Origin of the sequence: Colwellia sp. MB3u-41 (assembly GCF_014076845.1) — a bacterium.
Lineage (GTDB): Bacteria > Pseudomonadota > Gammaproteobacteria > Enterobacterales > Alteromonadaceae > Colwellia_A.
In genome coordinates, this window is sequence record NZ_JACGUT010000010.1 from 14,700 (window position 1) to 33,112 (window position 18,413).

An 18,413-nucleotide genomic window follows, 5' to 3' on the forward strand; every position below is an offset into this window, starting at 1 on the left:
GAGGGGGTTCCCTCATATTTGTAAACGTAATTATTTATACGAGCTGAAGTTAATCTAATGGCAGAAAAACGTAATATTTTCCTTATCGGGCCTATGGGCGCTGGTAAAAGTACAATTGGTAGAGAATTAGCTGACAGGCTACATCTTGAATTTTTTGATTCTGATCAGGAAATAGAGCGCCGAACAGGTGCAGATATCGCATGGGTTTTTGATCTTGAAGGCGAAGAAGGCTTTCGTAAAAGAGAAGAAGGTGTGATTGAAGACCTCAGCGAGAAGCAAGGTATTGTTTTAGCTACAGGCGGTGGTTCAGTAATAAGCACACAAGTACGTAATCGTCTATCAGCAAGAGGCATAGTTGTTTATTTAGAAACAACCATAGACAAGCAAGTGGCACGTACACAGCGTGATCGTAAACGTCCATTATTGCAAACCTCAGAAGAGCCACGCACCGTACTTGAAAATCTTGCAGTAGAACGCAATCCTTTATACGAAGAAATTGCTGACGTTATTGTAAAGACTGATGATCAAAGTGCTAAAGTTGTTGCCCATAAAATTGTTGAGCGCTTAGATTTCTAAAAGCGAGTAAGCACTCAAAAAAAAGATCCCAAAATGACAACGCTAAAGGTTGAACTCGGCACACGCAGTTATCCCATCTATATTGACAGCGGACTATTAAATAATAATAGTCTGCTAACTCAACACATCCGTGGAAAACGGATATGTATCGTTTCTAATAATATTGTTAAACCGTTATATCTTGCTACTTTAAAAGCAAAGCTAGCGGATTTTCAAGTTGATGAAATTATACTGCCAGATGGTGAAGCCCAAAAATCATTAGCAAATTTTGATGTGATTATGTCGCATTTACTTGCCAATGGTCACGGTCGAGATTCTACTTTAATCGCGTTAGGTGGTGGTGTGATTGGTGATATTACTGGCTTTGCTGCAGCATGTTATCAACGAGGTATTAATTTTATTCAAGTACCTACAACATTACTTTCACAAGTCGATTCTTCTGTCGGTGGTAAAACGGCGGTCAATCATCCCTTAGGTAAAAATATGATCGGCGCTTTTTATCAGCCGAAAGCCGTACTTATTGATATTGATAGTTTAGTTACACTGCCTATTCGCGAATTTAATGCGGGCATGGCTGAGGTCATTAAGTACGGTATTCTAGGTGATAGTGATTTCTTCACTTGGTTAGAAAAAAACATTAAAAAAATAAAATCAGGGGATAAAAACACCCTAATTGAAATGATTAAAACCTGTTGTCAATGTAAAGCTGACATTGTTGCGGCTGACGAAACTGAAGCAGGTATTCGTGCATTATTAAATCTAGGTCATACATTTGGCCATGCTATAGAAGCTGACCAGGGCTACGGGAACTGGCTTCATGGCGAAGCTGTTGCTACTGGCATGGTACTTGCCTCTAAGTTATCAGTAGCAATGAATTTGCTTGAAGCGTCAGATCTTCGTCGCATTGAAACATTAATTGCCGCGTTTGATTTACCACTAAAAGCTCCTGAAAATATGGGGTTTGAAGAATTCATTTGTCACATGCGTCGTGATAAAAAGAATTTAGCAGGTGTATTACGCTTAATTGTACCCACCGCTATTGGTCAATCAGAAATGCGCGATGATATTAGTGAGGACATGCTTCAGCAAATTCTGTAATTTTTAATACAGAACAGGTGAACCATGTCTGCACAAGCACAAGCACATGCCATAGAATATAATGCTCCCCAAAGTGTTACCACGATTAGCGCCAATGCGCGTGTTGACTATATTTTACGCTTTTCAAAGCATGCTGTATTGGTTGTCGACCAAGACGCTAATGTTTATTCTCAAGTAGCGAGTCAGTTTCTTGGCTCTTTGGGTAATGATCATAATGCAGCTTTTATTGCTATTTCACCTAAATTAAACGATATACAAATTCGTTGTCGTATTGTTGAACAACTCTTCGTTGATACTTTATTTGATCCCGAACAGTCATTGGCTGTTAGCGTGATCAATTTAGCGAAGCAAGAAAAACAAACGATTGATATTGTGATAGAGCACGCTCAGTTTTTATCAGTACAGATTTTGCATGAATTATGTCAATTAACAGACATTGCTAAAAAAGCCAATTATGCCATTAGCGTTCTTATGCTAGGCACACCCCAAGCAGGGTTGACACTTGCGAAAAATAAATCATTATTTCATAAAAAAATATCGGTATTATCGGGTCAAACAGGACAATTATTAACGTTGAGTTCAAAAGCATTTAAAGGTAACTCATCCTTTTTTAAATTCAATCGATTCACAAAGTGGACCATGGCTTTTATAGGGTTTGTCATTTGTTTAGCGTTCACAGGTTATTGGTTGTTTCAACAAGATGTTTTTAGTGTAAATACAAAGCTTAAGTTACAAGAGGTGACGTCAAATTCCACCAGTATTATTTCAGCTTACAGTAAGAAAAACCTGAGCACATCGGCAGAAGTTGAAGACATTTTTATCTCTTTAACTGCAAATGAACAAACAGTAAAACAAAGAACAAACGTCCCCGCCAAGCCTACAGATATTGTTAAAGCGATTATGAACCCTGAAAGTACCGCGACTGAGTTAATAGCACCAAAATTAGTCAATAAAACCAAACGCTTTGAGTCTTTTTTGGATAAAAAACAAAAAAAAATAGCACCAATATTAACTTTAGTCGCCGCTGTATCAGGCGATGTGCAGAGTAAAATACCTAAAAGTAATATTGGCTTAATTGAAAGTGTGGGTGCTAAAGCCAACTATTATAAGAGTGAACAGACTGGATTTGTTATTCAAATTGCTGGATTTACGCGTCTCCCCGTCTATCAAGAATTTATACCTGACTTTAAAGATATAAACATTAAGAGCTACTATAGGCTCTTTAATCAACAAACTATGCTAATGATCACCTCAGAGGTTTTTAAAACTCGTTTAACGGCTGAAAAAGCTGTTACATTACTGCCAAGTAGCATTCAGGTGCATCAACCTTGGGTAAAGTCGGTTGAAGCAATTAATAATGAAATCAATGCTTATCAACGCTCCCAATAATAAGCTAATCAGGATACAATCCGTTTTCTTTTTTAAACGTCTATTTAAGCGTCATACTTAAATAATGAGTTGTAAGGCAAATGGGTTAAATGATCAAAAAGCATCGAGCATTTTTAAAGTGGGCTGGCGGAAAATATGGTCTCAGCGATGTGATTAATAAAATGCTACCTAAAGGTGAGCGCTTAATCGAACCTTTTGTAGGTGCTGGTTCAGTATTTTTAAACAGTAAATTTGAACATTACTTGTTGAATGATATAAACCAAGACTTAATCAACCTCTACAACATTATCAAAGAAAACCCGCAAAATTTTATCAAAGATGCGGCTGTATATTTTACACCTGAGTATAATCAAGCTGATGTATATTATCGGTTACGCGCAGAGTTTAATGCGAGTACTGATAGCTATTTCCGATCGCTTGTTTTTCTTTATATGAACCGCCATGGTTATAATGGTTTGTGCCGTTATAATAAGTCAGGTGGTTATAACGTCCCTTTTGGTAAATATAAACGACCATACTTTCCTGAGAATGAGATGCTATTTTTTGCTGAAAAAGCAAAAAAAGCTACATTTGTTTGTGAAGGATACCGTGAAACATTTGCACGGGTAAAAACGGGTGATGTAATTTATTGTGATCCTCCTTATGTGCCTTTAAGTAAAACAGCGAGTTTTACTAGCTATGTCGGCAATGGCTTTGGCTTGGATGAACAAGCCGACTTAGCGAATATTGCAGAAGAGGTCACTGAGCAACATAAAATATCAGTGTTGATCAGTAATCATGACACTATTTGGACGCGCAAGATTTATGAACACGCGAATAAGCAAAAAACGATACAAGTATCACGTACTATCAGTCAAAAAGCGACTAAACGTAATAAAGTTGCAGAGTTACTCGTTCTCTATAAGTAACTTACACTAGGGGAGAACTAAAGAAACAACGGCAATCAAAGCGCCGATAAGAAGAGCAACACCTATAACACCAGCGATAATAAAATGGCTGAGTTTGCCTTCGCTAAAATCTCGCTCTCTATTATTATCACTTTGTACACCAAAAAAAGCGGCGCCAACACTTTTAGCGGTCGTTTTAAAAGCACTGTTATTATCTGAAGAATTTGATTTTTTAGATAAATTTTCTGTTGGCATCATAAGATATTCTTGTCGGATGGTAACATCATAATCGCTTATTTTACGTACCAAAACAATCTTAAATGTTTCTCTTTATACTTGTCTCTGGTTTTTACTGATACTTTATTTAAAATGTTTTTCCCAATTAACGTCTAATTTATTGGTTGTATCTAACGATTAGATTGATCGTTGATTATGATGAAGCTTTCAGCAACATTACGCGAAACGATTGTTATACCTTAGTAATATCGACTTTAAGCGAATTAATGATCTGTATGGTCATAATGTTGGTGATGAACTTTTAAAAGCTTTTGCTATTAACTTAAAAAATACGCTACGTTCTGATGATTTCTGATTTCTGATTTCTGATGTCGATAGGGAGGTGATGGATTTTTGTTGTTATTGGTCCAAGGATAAACAATTCAAACATTGGAAATCGCTTCACAAAACATTCATGAGGGGTTTTATGCACTACAATAAAAGATTTATCATGTTGGAGAACATTAATTATCATTAGCATTTTTATTTGGTTTAGCATTCTTTCCTGAACAATCAAATAACTTAGAACAATTAATATCGATAGTGGATATGAAAATGTACAGCGAAAAAAACTTCAAAAGATACGTTGATGCTCTAACTTAAAAAGGCGCTATTAAATATTAGCGCCTTTTGTTGAGCTTTATCGCGTTAATATTTATGATAAAAACCATAAGCTTCGTTTATTTTATGATGCTGTTTGTTAGCCCAAATATAATACTCATGATCTTTTAGCCGACTTGCTGCGGCTTTATCTAACAAGATAATTGCATTCTCATGCATTTGTAATGCTGATGCTGGACACATCGCTGATACTGGGCCAGTGATCATTGTGTTCACCGCCTTGGCTTTATTTTTTCCAGTAGCCATTAATAATACATAGCGTGCATCCATAATCGTGGCAATACCCATGGTCATTGCCATTGAAGGTTGTTCTTCACCTACTTTAAACAATCGACTGTTATCAGTTAGCGTTTGCTGAGTTAACGTTTTTATACGGGTACGAGATGACAAGCTTGAAGTAGGTTCGTTGAAACCAATATGGCCATTCGCACCAATACCTAAAATTTGTAAATCTATACCCCCTAATGATTTAATTTTATCTTCGTAACTAACCCCTTGCACACGAGGGTTTTGTTCATTAGTACAGGTAGGTAGATAGGTATTAGATTGATCTATATCTACATGATCAAATAAATGTTGTTTCATAAAACTACGGTAACTTTGTAAATTATCAGCATTAATATTGTGGTATTCATCAAGGTTAAATGAGGATACATTACTAAAACTCAGTCCATCATTATTATGTTTGTTTACTAATTGTTTGTAGAGGCTAATTGGAGTACTACCGGTAGCAAGACCTAGAACAGGTTTTGCTTTTTTCGTGATTAATTCGCTAACCCAATGGGCTGCATTTTCTGCAACTTGTTCAGCATTATCAAAAATAATTATTTGCATGTAAAATCCTTAAAATTTAATTTAATTAGGTGTAAATTTATAATTTCACTAATGGATGCAAATAGTTATTGTGATGAAAATCGACTTTTTACCTAGCTAAAAATACCTTATTATAATGTTTTAAGTCTTTTAGCTATGCTGTCGTTTATTTTTAAATCAACACAAATTTTATTCTACTACGATGGGAATTTTTTTGCACTGTCTTTAAAAGGAAGTGTAGCCAGTAATCGATATTACTGGCTTTGGTATTGTTATAAGTCGATATCAACAGCATAAGAAATGACAAATTTCATGTCATCGTTATCCATATCCGTATCAGATACAGCAAAGGTAAAACCGTCTTTACTTAGACTGACACTGAAATCGTTATAGTCTTCTGCAACCATTGCGTCATCATAAGAATAATCACCAATATGGAACGCTAATGTTAAGCCATCAGCGACTTCAAATTCAGCATCAGCAGAAACATATAAACTGGCATCAGCAAATGCTGCGCCGTCATCATTATTAATACCGTAGCTGGCCGAAAGTGAAAAATATGAATAAGACAAAGCACCATATATTTCACCAAAATCATACTCATTTGCAGGGTCAGTTTGTGCTGAGTCAGGGTAGGCATAATAGATATAACCTACATCGTAACTGACTACTTCATTGAGTTGACCGCTAAAACCTAAGTAAAAATCTAATTCAGCACTCGCATCATCACCAAAATCAATGTTTGAAGCCCACGTTCCAGCATAAAAACCAGAATCGTCTGCGTAATCAATACCTCCAGAAATCGCCGCAGCGTTATCTGTTTGGCTTACACCACGCCATATATAGTTACTGGTAGCGCCAACATTAGCAGATAAACCTTCGACGGCCGTAGCTTGTGTCGACAACAATGAAGTGGCGGCAAGTAAAGATGTTAACGATATTGATAATAGTGTTTTTTTCATGAGAGTCTCTTTATATAATGGATTTTTTATTTACTATTCTATTACTACACAAGACACTGCAAGGTAGATGCCTGTACGACCAACTAAGAGTAATAAATTTTTATTTAATAATTTCAATTGATTAAGTGAGCGGGAGTTAAGGTTACTATTTAATTATTATAAGAAATGAGCTTTTTTGGTGCAATTAAAAAGCTAACGCTCATAAACAGAGCATGAAATAGAATCAAATTTTTAAGTAAATGATTTAAAAATTTTAGTCACTCTTTCAGTCCTTTTATAGAAACAATGATATTAAAAAACTAACAGTAGAGTAAAAAGAATTGTTCGTTCGATGATAATCAGTAATATTTATTATTAACATTTATCATTATCATTAAGTTAAATGGTGCAGGGATGAATGAATCTATAGAGTTTTCCCTTAGGTCATTGTTATAATAGCGCGCAATATTCTAAAAAGGTTTATCTATGTCTTCATTTTTAATTGCTCCTTCTATTTTGTCTGCTGATTTCGCACGTTTAGGTGATGATGTTGCTAAGGTCCTAACTGCCGGTGCTGATGTTGTGCACTTCGATGTAATGGATAATCATTTTGTACCCAACTTAACGTTTGGCCCAATGATTTGTCAGTCACTACGCGATTACGGTATTACTGCACCCATTGATGTGCATTTAATGGTGAAGCCTGTTGATAGTTTAATTCCAGGTTTTGCTAAAGCAGGGGCTGATATTATTACCTTTCATCCGGAAGGGAGTGATCATATTGATCGTACTTTGCAATTGATTAAAGACCACGGTTGTAAGGCTGGGCTGGTATTAAACCCAGCAACACCATTGCATTGCTTAGACTTCGTTATGGATAAGCTTGATGTTATCTTATTGATGTCAGTTAACCCCGGCTTCGGTGGGCAATCATTTATTCCTACCACGTTAGATAAATTAAGATTAGTAAAAGAGCGAATAGTTGCTAGTGGTCGTGATATTCGCTTGCAAGTTGATGGTGGTGTTAATGCTGATAACATTGCAGAAATAGCAGCAGCTGGTGCTGATATGTTCGTTGCAGGTTCCGCCATTTTTTCAAAACCAGACTACAAAGTTGCCATTGACGAAATGCGCACTGAATTAACGAAAGTTAGCCAATAGATTTATAAACAAATTAATTAAATAAAGAGAAACTATGAGTAAACCTATCGTATTAAGCGGCTGTCAGCCATCAGGTGATTTAACCATTGGTAATTATTTAGGTGCGTTAAAACAATGGGTGAGTATGCAAGATAGTCATGAATGCTATTACATGCTGGTAGATCAACACGCTATTACTGTTCGCCCAAACCCGGAAGACCTGAGAAAAGCGACACTTGACGGCCTAGCATTATATTTAGCATGTGGTGTTGACCCTGAAAAAAGTACCATATTTATTCAATCGCATGTCCCTGAACATGCTCAGCTGAGCTGGGTGTTAAATTGTTACACACAAATGGGCGAGTTGAATCGAATGACGCAATACAAAGATAAGTCTCAAAAGTCTGAAGCAAATATGAATTCTGGCTTATTTACTTATCCGGTATTAATGGCTGCAGACATTCTACTTTATAATGCTGACCGTGTACCTGTAGGTGAAGACCAAAAGCAGCATTTAGAATTAGCACGAGATATTGCTACGCGCTTCAATAATCTTCATGGTGACACCTTTACTGTTCCAGCTCCCTATATTCCTGAATTTGGCGCACGGGTAATGAGCTTACTTGAACCAACCAAAAAAATGTCAAAGTCTGATGCTAATCCAGGTAACTTTATTGGCTTATTAGAAGATCCGAAAAAAATCAGTAAAAAAATTAAGCGTGCCATGACTGATTCCGACGAAGAAGCTAACATCTATTTTAATATTGAAGAAAAACCCGGAGTATCAAATTTATTGTCTTTATTGTCTTGTTGTACCGGTGAAACTGTTGAGCAGTTAGTACCACAATATGAAGATAAAATGTATGGGCATTTAAAAGGGGATGTTGCTAATGCAGTGGTTGCCTTATTAGAACCGATTCAGCAAAGGTATCAGGAAATTCGACATAACCAAGCTTATTTAGATTCTGTTATGAAAGCAGGGGCTGAAAAAGCGTCTGCTCGAGCGAGTGGAATACTAGCAAAAGTTTATGAGGCAGTAGGCTTTATCCCTCGCCCATAATCTATAATCAGTTAGAATGCTATGACATAAAAGGCTATCGATTACTCGTTAGCCTTTTTAATTTGTGCAATTTAGTTATTATTGTTTTTCTTTTTTTGCAGCTTCTTGCGCATCATTAAATAATGCTTTGCTGTTTTCAATAAACCCTTGCACATTAATACTGCCAGTAAACAAATAACTTGGCGCCAGTAAAGTGCTATTAAAGGCTGGTTGAATACTAAATTCAGGTTTTTTGCTTAATTTAATTAAAAAGCTACCGCCAAATAATAAGAAGGTCATGCAACTCGCGATTACTGTTCTGCGTTGGTTACTCATGTGAAAACCAATATGGCAATTTAACCAGAATAAACAAAAAGCTAATACGATTGGTAATAAGGCAGCAGTCACACCAAGCATTGACTGAGATGAAGCATTAAAGCTTACTATATTTTCAATAAAATCACTTAACCACATTAAATTGTAAAAGACAAAACAGATACTTAACTGTCCCCAAAATCGAGCATCGTGTTTTGTTAAATGTGAAACCAAAGCAACACCGGCAGGCCAAAGCGAAAAGAGTAACGTCATGCCAATGGCAGGAACTAATAGTTGGGTGAAATTAACTTCCACGGGGTTATGAAGATTAAATAACCAACCGGTGACGCTGGCAAATAACATAATACTTAACGTTAAAACAATAGGGTGCCTTGTCAGTGTTAAAAGGCTTTCAAAAGGACTGAAACTGACGCTCTCAGGCACAGGATGTTCAGGGAAAACAATTCGTACTAAGCTCTTGCCAATAACAAACACCTGCCCAGAATGAACGATATGCTCATTAATCGCTGATTTTGTTTTTGAAAATCCATCTTCATAGAAGCTACCATTAACAGAGCCTTTGTCATTTAAGACCCAATGCTCGCCATTGAAGCTTAGGTTAAGGTGTTGGGCACAAATATGTGGGTCTGCCATAATAATATCATTATTATAACCACGACCAATATTAACGTTACTTTGCATGAACTTATGGCGAGCAATTAACTTATGGGCGCGGGTGATTTCTTCAATGATTATTTCCATGAGATAGACTCCATAAATTTCTCTGTGAAGTTAAGCGCACTGTTTTGGCTAACACCTGCAATGGTAAAGTGGCTTAATAGCGCTTTATCACCCTTATCAACAGAAATCGCTATGTATAAAACATCAAATAATTTGGGGAAGTCTTTATAAGCGCGTGTACAAAAAACAGATTTGTTGGTAATTGCCTGGTTTGATGGCGTAACAATATCGTGCTGACATTTAAACTCAGACACATCTTCTTTTCCTGCTTTATTACCCGGCATAACTTGGTTGAGTTGGCGTTCAAAAATTTGATAAAATTTGGTGTCGCTAAGCTCTTTTGCTTGCATATACCGATATTCCATTTCAATTGAGCCAGTGAAAAAATCATTTGAAATATAAGTATTTTCATCTAAAGAGCAATTGGCCACAACCGCTAAAACAATGGCATCTGCTTTATCTGCATTTGATTCCCCCCAGCAACGAATAAAAGGAATATTCACTACCGGTATTAACCCTTCGCCTAAAGGTCGCATTTGCCATTCGCTATTAAGCAATGTTGTTATTAATTTATCTTGATTATCAGCAAGTTGTTGCGCCATTTGTGCTTTAATATTTTCAGGTTCAGATACTTTATAGCGCTCATACAAGTTAAGCAATTTATCCTGTGGCACTAAAAATCCGATTTGATTACCTGACGTGGCAACATTTATTCCCACAACTTCAGAACGTTTGTTAACAACAGGTCCGCCACTCATACCTGAGTTTACTGAGCCAGTAAAATGGATTCGGTCATTGAATGATTCTTTTTTCAACCCGTTATAGGTGCCAGGTACTACTATCATGCCTAGGTCGTGTGGATTTCCTAAAGAATAAAGTTCTTCACCTTTGTGGGGAACACTTTGCGCAATTTCAAAAAAAGGCATTTCGCTATTAGCGACTCTTTTGACTAAGGCTAAATCATTAATAACGTCAACACTCTGTAAGGTAAGTGGAGCTTTTTTACCTTGGTGATCCAAAATTTCAATGGTGTATTTATTTGGATGGCGTGCATAGCCAGAAATGACATGATAGTTCGTTGCTATTAAACCATCGCTGCTGATTTGGAAACCCGAACCTATAGATGACTTTTCACCACTGGCAATATCGATGAGTCGTATTTGATAAAGTGACGGAGCAAGTTGCTTGAATATTTCTTCTGCTTGTTCTGTGGCATAACTTATCGTGCTAACACACAATAAAATTAAGGTAGTTAAACCCTTCATTTATATTCCTTATTTTTAGTCTTATCTCATTGTGCCACTGTTAGAGGAATTGTCATCTATTATCCCTAAATAAAGTAAATTCTCTTTGTTGTTTCGAAATGTATTCTATAATTAATAATAAATTGATGAGAGGGAGAGGGGAATGAAAATAGCAAGCATTATGACTAAAGCCTTTGTTAGTGTTTCTTTGGACGATAATTTACTGACGATAAAAAATATTTTTGAATATGCTAATTTTCATCATTTACTGGTTATTGATAATGAAAAATTATCAGGGATTATTTCGGACAGAGATCTATTAAAGGCGCTTAGCCCCTATATTGGTACTGCTGGAGAGCTAGCCAGAGATTTAGCGACCTTAAACAAAAAAGCCCATCAAATTCAGAACAGAAAGCTAATCACGCTAACAGCTGACGCTAATGTTTTTGATGCGATAGATATTTTTAATCATACTCAAACGTCTTGTATTCCTATTGTCGATAATAATAATAATAATATGCCAGTAGGGATATTAACTTGGCGAGACATTATGAAAACGTTAGAAAAAATAAATGCAGCTAAAACTGCAGATACAAAAAAATAGCCACTTATTTCTTTATTTACAGTTATTTATATTTATTTTTTAAAATTTATTAGCGGTTCGTTTGATTTAGATAAAATAATTGGCTTTTATTGCTATAACACGTAGCACCCCATTGTTTAAATTAGTTTTTAAAAGCTCTCGCTAGCAGAATAACGTTATATCCATTTTCTATATTTAAATAGAAACAAGTGAAATACCTATGACGTTTTCAATAAAATTATTTTTTGCGGTAAGTTCTGTTCTTCTTGCTAGTAGCCTTTGTTCAGTCAATGTTTTTACTAATAATATGGTTGCTCCAAATGTGAGTGAAGGCATTATAGATGATATAGAAGTGATCACCATTACTAACCAGCGCCACCATCTTGGTGTTGAAAATAATGAAAGCGATGCACAAGGTAAAATGACTGAGCCAGACTTAGTTCGTTGGCTAATGTCGGTGCCCGGTGCAAATGTTAATAGAAATAGACCTGTAACAGGTATTACATAATATCGTGGATTATACGGTGATCGCATTTCCACTACCCTTGATGGTCAAGCCGTTATTGGCGTAGGGCGGAACGCTATGGATACGCCACTCAGTTATTCGACGCCACTTATTGTCGAGCCAATGACCGTATATTTGAGTATTGCCCCTGTTTTTGCAGGTATTAACACTATTGGCGGTGCTATTAATGTCAAAATTCGTACAGAAGAATCACATAATAGTGACAAATTAACTGTAGATGGGGATTTACAAGTTTGAGCAAGAAGTAACAACGAAGCACAAACGTTATCCTCAGTCATTAATATTGCTAAAGGTAATTTAGGTAGTTTTTTTTACGCCAATTTGCAGGAAGGTAACAGCATTGAAAGTGGTGATGGTAAAAAATATTACCAACAGTTTATGCTAAACGTCAGTTGGGTGCTGATTTGGGTTATGTTGGCGCTGCGAGTGAAACCGGTTTTAGTTACCATTATACCGACACACACGACTTAGGTACGCCAGCATTACCGATGGATATTGAATATATTTATAGTCATAGAGCAAGTTTAGGCGGTACTTTTATGCCCGCAGACTGTTAAGCAGACTGGTTATTAGATTATACCGGTGCGGATTATGGCATAACTGATTTTGACATGCGACTTAACAGTAACCCTGAAAAATATCGTCGCAATACCCCTACAGGCATGACGACTAATTTTAAATTTACGATTGGTAAAGCGTTTTCTTCTGGTGATTTATCATTCGGTTTAGGTGAATATTTAGCTGAACACGACTCTGTGATCACGAATCCAAACAACGCAATGTTTGCAGTGGTTAACTTTAATGATGTTAAAGATAACCGCTTTGGACTATTTGCCCCGTGGCAGAAACCTATAGTGATACTAAAATTCAGTTAGGGCACGCTTAAAAAGAGCAGAATCTGATGCTGGAGAAGTAGCAACATCAATGGCCATGATGATGCCTATTTCGAGCACTATGAATGCAATCAATTCTGGTATGAGTTCAACGATGCCTAGTATGGCTGATTTAGCCAAAAACTTACGTGATAACTTTAATCATAGCGACCGAAGTGTAGCTGACACTCATCTCGATATCGCGTTAAGTATGGAAAAAGAATTATCACTGCATATGGGGGGATGTTTAAAAACTGTGCGCCATCATATCAAGAGCTTTATCTTTTAACACCTATGGAGTCAACGGTTGGCTTAGCTGACGGTAACACTTATATTGGTGATATAAATCTTAAAAGTGAAATGGCTTATCAAGCGGATATTGGTTTCACTTACCCCCCCAAAAAAAGTGATGATTGCGCCTCATCTTTTTTATCAAAACATTGATAACTACATTCAAGGTACACCACTAGATATGTCAGAAAAAATGATGGCTCAGATGTAAACGGTCATTACTGTGTCAATAATCACATTCAGCTATCAGCAGTAGTCAGTTATGTTCGCGCTGAGCGTCGTGATATTAACGACAACTTGTCTCGTATTGCGCCATTAAATGGCCAGTTAAGTACCAGTTATTTTACTGAAAATTGGTCAGCAAACGCAGCTTTAGTTATCGCGTCGGCATAAAAAATGTTTCATTAACAAATCTGTAAAAAGTAAGTGCAGGTTATGGTGTGGTCAATATAGATGCGCAGTATTACGTTAATAATGAATTAACCCTTCGTTTTGTCTTGATAACCTGCTGGATAAAGAATACCAAAATCATTTAGGTGGCTATAACCGAGTGAAAGGCAGTGAAATTACACTGAGGGATCGTTTACCTGCTGAAGGTACAAGTGGTTGGGCTGAAGTGACATACAGCTTTTAACCTGCTAACACTGAAATAATGATAAACATTGGCGCTTACCGATAAGTGAATATAGCTTATGGGGAAGGCCTTTCATTGACTATTAATTTTTATCTCTTTGACTCTTGATTCATATCAAAAAAACTTGTTACTAAAACGTAAACTGCGACATTTAGTCACACTACAAACCCCTTAAATTTCATTACTATAACTTTAAATATCTTTGGTTATAAAATAAAAAGAAGTTATGAAAACCACAACAAAAATATCAATTTTTACACTGTTCATTAGCCAATGCGGTACCTCTTTAGCAGCTGAAACACGTGCGACAAAAGTTGAATTGAACGATTTAGAACGAATTACCGTGACCGCAAACCGCAAAGAGTCCCTTGATACCGATCTCGCCATGTCAGTACACAGTATCGGCAAAGAAGAGTTAGCTATTGATAACGGGCAACATGTTGCAGAATCTTTGAATAGCCTTTCAGGCGTATTCATCGACCAACTTTCTGGTGGGCAAGGGCATAAAGCCTCTATTCGTATGCCAATAAACACCAGCGGTTATTACTTGTATTTACAAGATAATATTCCACTGCAGTCTCCTGCTTTTTTTAATCATAACGCCTTATGGTGGTCGAGTTTTAATTCAAATGTGTCGCGCATGGAAGTCTTAAAGGGAGCGGGTACTGCGCTTTATGGTTCAGGTGCTGTTGCGGCGACCATTAATATATTATCTGCTGATGTTGCTGAACAAGCTGAAACGTCTATGGACTTAATGTTAGATGAAGACAAGTATTCAAAAATACAGTTAAATCACAGCAATACAATTTCAGATGAGCAAGGCTTTAGGTTAGCCGGTTCTTATTTAAACAATGAAGGCTGGCGTGAACATACCGGTTCAAAAAGAGCAGAAGTCACTTTTCGCCACGAACTTGAAATCTCAAGCAATGAACATTTAGTCACCTCGTTTGTTATTTCTGATTTAGAACAGGAAATGGCGGCGAGCTTAAGCGAAGACTTATATAAAACTGATAAAACCCATTCAGGTCTATCTGAAGAAGTATTAGCCAGTGATCCATTAAGAAAAACAGCATATATGCGACTTTCAGCACAATGGGATAAAACTGACGGTAATTACTTTTATTCAGTTATTCCTTATTATCGCTCTCGTACTAATGATTACACCGCAACGTGGAACCAAAACATGCCAAAAGTTGAATCTGAGGTTAAAACATTTGGTTTACTGGCATTAGCTAGTTTTGAACATCATGATGGTAGTGAAACGATTATTGGTACCGATATCGAATTCACTGAAGGGAGGCAGTTGTCATACCAACCACTTGATTTTACTACATCAGGTTGGGGGGCTGACACTTTTACTAAAGGTGAGAAATTCTATGACGATACCACAAAATATTTGGGGTTATCACCTTACATTCAGCATACACGTACGTTAAGCGATAATCTCGATCTAACCTTAGGAGCACGTTACGATTACGCTCAATACGAATTCGATAATAATCTTAGTCTTTACGGAGATATTGGTCACGGTCATTTAAGTCTAGAAAATCGTGATGACGACTTTACTCATTTAAGCCCAAAAGCAAGTTTGAATTACCATTTGGGTGACGATAGTAGTCTTTATTTACGTTATGCGAATAGTTTTCGCTTACCAACGGCGAGTAGTCTTTATCATTTAACGACTAAAGATGATGGCAATGCTAAAGCTGTTGATCCAGAAGTTTCAAACACCTTTGAGCTTGGCTACAAAGTTAATTTAGAAAAGGTTAATTTTGATTTCGCTGTTTATTATATGGATGTTGATGACGGTATTGTTCAGGCGTACAACGATGCAGGGCAACGTTATTTAACTAACGCAAGTCGTGTTATTCATCAAGGTTTTGAAGCGGCAATGTTGTGGCAAATTTCTGAAAAATTTAACCTCAGTACAGCTTACACCCAAGCAAAACATGAATTTGATCAACATGATGAGTATTCAGGCAATGAAATGGCGATGGCGCCTGATTATATTGTGAATGTACGTTTACGTTATCAGCCATCACTTTTATTACGATTTATCAGTATGTTAGAGGTTCAGTCGATTGGTAAATATTGGCTAGATGATGCCAACAGCCGAGATGATGAAGGCAATGACAGAATTTATCAGGGTTACACAATCATCAATCTAAAAGCACGCTACCAAGTATCTAAAAAACTTGCTCTGCATGCACGGTTATTAAATTTAAGCGATAAAGAGTATGCACAAGAGGCTTCTTATCGTTATGGAAAAACTACGTACTCACCGGGTGCGCCTCGCACTGTTTATTTTGGATTAAATTACCAATGGTAATAGGAAAGTTAACAATGAAAAATTTTCAGAAGCGCTTTAGTTTAGTGGTTGTTTTTTTAGCCATTGCTTGGTTGCCTAATACGCAAACTTTTGCGGCCGAACATGATCACCAAGCGATGATGGCTAAACAAAAAAAAGTCACTGTAGATAATAAATGTAATGATGCTGAGATTGCGTGTGCAAAAACGGTGACGTCGGCATTTGCACCTAATGGTGATTTATGGCGATTATGGGTAAACCAAGACAAATTAATCGCTCAAATATCCCAAGATAACGGTACAACGTTCTCACCACATAACGTATTAGATATACCTGCTGAAAAAATATCAGCTAGGAACGAGAATCGTCCCAAAATAGCATTTGATAATATCGGTGGTGTTTACTTGTCGTGGGCAATGGCACGAGAGAAAAAATACACCGCAGATGTGCGCTTTAGTTATTCAGATGATTACGGAAAAAAGTTTACGCAACCTATTACGGTGAACAATGATAATTTATTAGCCGGACATAGTTTTAATGAAATGCTGGTTAATGACAATGGTGACGTTAGCATCGTTTGGCTCGATGGTCGCCTTTCCCATCAACAGCGTAAAACAGGTAAAAAATCAAAAGGGTCAGCACTTTATTTAGGACAAGCTAATCTTAGAAGCACCAAGAATAATAGTGCAGTTATTTTTACTAACCAACCGTTAGCAAATGATACGTGTGTTTGTTGTCGGATCGCTATGGATTTTAATCAGCAAGGCGAACTGGCTATTTTTTGGCGACAAATATATGGCGATAATATTCGTGAATTTGCTTTGTTAACAATGAGCCACGATGAAGATAAACCTAAGCAGCCTTATCAAATAAGTTACGATCACTGGCAAATAAATGGCTGCCCTCATCAAGGTGGGGCGATAAGTATTGATGACAAAAACCGCTACCATATGGTGTGGTTTAATCAAGGTGATGTAGGTAAAGGTATTTTTTATGCGTCGAGTGTTGACCAAGGTAATACATTGACTAAGCCTATTTCAGTGGGGGATTTTTCTGCGCAGGCATCGCATCCACATTTGAATAAAAATAACGACAATATCGATATTGTTTGGACACAATTTAATGGTGTTGAACATCAATTAATGCACCAGCGTTCAACCAATAATGGAGAGTCCTTTAGTTACGTAGTGGTATTAGCTAAAGCAAAAAATGGTGCTGATCGTCCTTTTATTATAAAAAAAGGCAAGGTGAGTTATGTTTCATGGCAACGTCCTAAGCAAGGGCATTGGTTCAGCGCGTTATGAGTAAATTTATCTGTGCATGTTTAGTTTTTTTTATGATGTCTTGTAGCGTTTCACAAGCACAAAATCAAGTTCCTAAATTGAAGTCTTTTAGCCTTCAACCTATTAGTGATGAGGCTTTGAAAGACTTAAAACAGCGGAAGTTAGGAAAGCGTTGGTTATTAGTTTTGTGGTCATTAGATTGTCCAGCGTGTTTTAAAGAGTTAAAACTTATTCAGGCCATTCAAGAAACAGAAAAAAGTACAGCATTAAATATTGTTTTCATTAATACAGATGACAATCGCGACATTCAGTTTGAACGTAAGCAGATACTAGCTTTTTATAACATGCAACCCTATGAAAATTTTTATTTTGTTGACGGGCAGGCGGACAAAAACCGTTATCAAATTGATCCTAACTGGTATGGAGAGTTACCACGTAGTTACTTTGTGAATAAAGCGGGAAAATTTCAGGGTAAAAGTGGCTTGCTTGGTGAAGAGTCAATAAAGACATGGCTGTTAAATGACTGATTTTTTACTCATGACCAGAATTAATTTTTTGAAGGCATCAATAGAGCTTACAGTAAAACGATGACGGGCTTCTTTAACTATTGATGCCATCATACCATCGACACGTGGGAGCACATTTACGGTTGTAGATCTTCTTGTCTAGGGGAAATGCACATAAAAAGCGACTCATGTTTTTTATACTAAGAATATAGATCGTTTGTTAGCTAATGAAATTTGAAAGTAAATTAGTGGATAGATTATTATTTACTGATTTAGATCAATTCCGCTGTCATATACGCTTGCTGAAAAGTTAATAGTAAAGTAGAATTA

Annotated in this window: 21 protein-coding genes; 16 read left to right on the plus strand and 5 right to left on the minus strand. The window is 36.7% G+C overall.

The window, feature by feature from the left end:
- Positions 1–57 precede the first annotated feature (57 nt).
- The 4 genes from aroK to H4J73_RS00375 all read left to right on the plus strand — a co-directional run bounded on the left by aroK (position 58) and on the right by H4J73_RS00375 (position 3,971).
- Positions 58–576 (plus strand): shikimate kinase AroK, encoded by a 519-nt coding sequence (gene aroK / locus H4J73_RS00360; protein ID WP_182178947.1) that lies wholly within the window; start codon positions 58–60, stop codon positions 574–576.
- Between the two features lie 33 nt (positions 577–609).
- On the plus strand, positions 610–1,674 hold the full coding sequence (gene aroB, locus H4J73_RS00365; RefSeq protein ID WP_182178949.1) for a 3-dehydroquinate synthase: 1,065 nt from the start codon (positions 610–612) through the stop codon (positions 1,672–1,674).
- 24 nt (positions 1,675–1,698) lie between these two features.
- Positions 1,699–3,063, plus strand: coding sequence for an SPOR domain-containing protein (locus H4J73_RS00370; RefSeq protein ID WP_182178951.1), 1,365 nt, complete (start codon positions 1,699–1,701; stop codon positions 3,061–3,063).
- Positions 3,064–3,152: 89 nt separating this feature from the next.
- Complete coding sequence (locus tag H4J73_RS00375; protein WP_220460640.1) at positions 3,153–3,971, plus strand: Dam family site-specific DNA-(adenine-N6)-methyltransferase; 819 nt, start codon at positions 3,153–3,155, stop codon at positions 3,969–3,971.
- Between the two features lie 6 nt (positions 3,972–3,977).
- Here H4J73_RS00375 and H4J73_RS00380 read toward each other — a convergent pair whose 3' ends face one another.
- Positions 3,978–4,208 carry a DUF2970 domain-containing protein gene (locus tag H4J73_RS00380; protein ID WP_259366534.1) on the minus strand — a complete coding sequence of 77 codons (231 nt, stop codon included), beginning with the start codon at positions 4,206–4,208 and terminating at the stop codon, positions 3,978–3,980.
- A 208-nt stretch (positions 4,209–4,416) separates the two neighbouring features.
- Between H4J73_RS00380 and H4J73_RS00385 the strand changes: the two genes are divergently transcribed.
- Complete coding sequence (locus H4J73_RS00385) at positions 4,417–4,542, plus strand: diguanylate cyclase domain-containing protein (protein ID WP_182178958.1); 126 nt, start codon at positions 4,417–4,419, stop codon at positions 4,540–4,542.
- A gap of 332 nt (positions 4,543–4,874) precedes the next feature.
- On the opposite strand, the gene nagB is transcribed toward H4J73_RS00385, so the two are convergent.
- Complete coding sequence (gene nagB / locus H4J73_RS00390; RefSeq protein WP_182178960.1) at positions 4,875–5,681, minus strand: glucosamine-6-phosphate deaminase; 807 nt, start codon at positions 5,679–5,681, stop codon at positions 4,875–4,877.
- A gap of 251 nt (positions 5,682–5,932) precedes the next feature.
- Positions 5,933–6,622 (minus strand): TorF family putative porin, encoded by a 690-nt coding sequence (locus tag H4J73_RS00395; protein ID WP_182178962.1) that lies wholly within the window; start codon positions 6,620–6,622, stop codon positions 5,933–5,935.
- A 465-nt stretch (positions 6,623–7,087) separates the two neighbouring features.
- Between H4J73_RS00395 and rpe the strand changes: the two genes are divergently transcribed.
- Both rpe and trpS read left to right on the plus strand, forming a co-directional pair.
- Positions 7,088–7,762, plus strand: a complete 675-nt coding sequence (gene rpe / locus H4J73_RS00400; RefSeq protein ID WP_182178964.1) for a ribulose-phosphate 3-epimerase — start codon at positions 7,088–7,090, stop codon at positions 7,760–7,762.
- A 34-nt stretch (positions 7,763–7,796) separates the two neighbouring features.
- On the plus strand, positions 7,797–8,801 hold the full coding sequence (gene trpS / locus H4J73_RS00405) for a tryptophan--tRNA ligase (protein ID WP_182223843.1): 1,005 nt from the start codon (positions 7,797–7,799) through the stop codon (positions 8,799–8,801).
- A 78-nt stretch (positions 8,802–8,879) separates the two neighbouring features.
- On the opposite strand, the gene H4J73_RS00410 is transcribed toward trpS, so the two are convergent.
- Positions 8,880–9,857 (minus strand): FHA domain-containing protein, encoded by a 978-nt coding sequence (locus H4J73_RS00410; protein WP_182178968.1) that lies wholly within the window; start codon positions 9,855–9,857, stop codon positions 8,880–8,882.
- Positions 9,848–11,101: a serine protease gene (locus H4J73_RS00415; RefSeq protein WP_182178970.1), complete on the minus strand. Its 1,254-nt coding sequence runs from the start codon at positions 11,099–11,101 to the stop codon at positions 9,848–9,850. Before H4J73_RS00415 ends, H4J73_RS00410 begins: the two co-directional genes overlap by 10 nt.
- A gap of 142 nt (positions 11,102–11,243) precedes the next feature.
- On the opposite strand from H4J73_RS00415, the gene H4J73_RS00420 reads away from it, so the two are divergent.
- The 9 genes from H4J73_RS00420 to H4J73_RS00460 all read left to right on the plus strand — a co-directional run bounded on the left by H4J73_RS00420 (position 11,244) and on the right by H4J73_RS00460 (position 18,104).
- Entirely contained in the window at positions 11,244–11,684 is a 441-nt protein-coding gene (locus H4J73_RS00420) for a CBS domain-containing protein (RefSeq protein ID WP_182178979.1), read from the plus strand.
- A 199-nt stretch (positions 11,685–11,883) separates the two neighbouring features.
- Complete coding sequence (locus H4J73_RS00425) at positions 11,884–12,171, plus strand: hypothetical protein (RefSeq protein WP_182178981.1); 288 nt, start codon at positions 11,884–11,886, stop codon at positions 12,169–12,171.
- Positions 12,172–12,246: 75 nt separating this feature from the next.
- Positions 12,247–12,426, plus strand: coding sequence for a hypothetical protein (locus H4J73_RS00430; RefSeq protein ID WP_182178983.1), 180 nt, complete (start codon positions 12,247–12,249; stop codon positions 12,424–12,426).
- Positions 12,427–12,593: 167 nt separating this feature from the next.
- Positions 12,594–12,746 carry a hypothetical protein gene (locus H4J73_RS00435; protein ID WP_182178985.1) on the plus strand — a complete coding sequence of 51 codons (153 nt, stop codon included), beginning with the start codon at positions 12,594–12,596 and terminating at the stop codon, positions 12,744–12,746.
- 54 nt (positions 12,747–12,800) lie between these two features.
- Positions 12,801–13,064 (plus strand): hypothetical protein, encoded by a 264-nt coding sequence (locus H4J73_RS00440; protein WP_182178987.1) that lies wholly within the window; start codon positions 12,801–12,803, stop codon positions 13,062–13,064.
- Positions 13,065–13,143: 79 nt separating this feature from the next.
- Positions 13,144–13,350: a hypothetical protein gene (locus H4J73_RS00445; protein ID WP_182178989.1), complete on the plus strand. Its 207-nt coding sequence runs from the start codon at positions 13,144–13,146 to the stop codon at positions 13,348–13,350.
- Between the two features lie 862 nt (positions 13,351–14,212).
- The gene (locus tag H4J73_RS00450; RefSeq protein ID WP_182178991.1) at positions 14,213–16,315 is read left to right on the plus strand and encodes a TonB-dependent receptor; all 2,103 of its coding nucleotides are present in this window, start codon (positions 14,213–14,215) and stop codon (positions 16,313–16,315) included.
- 14 nt (positions 16,316–16,329) lie between these two features.
- Complete coding sequence (locus H4J73_RS00455) at positions 16,330–17,598, plus strand: exo-alpha-sialidase (protein WP_259366535.1); 1,269 nt, start codon at positions 16,330–16,332, stop codon at positions 17,596–17,598.
- Positions 17,595–18,104, plus strand: coding sequence for a redoxin domain-containing protein (locus tag H4J73_RS00460; RefSeq protein WP_182178995.1), 510 nt, complete (start codon positions 17,595–17,597; stop codon positions 18,102–18,104). Before H4J73_RS00455 ends, H4J73_RS00460 begins: the two co-directional genes overlap by 4 nt.
- The last annotated feature ends 309 nt before the right edge of the window (positions 18,105–18,413 follow it).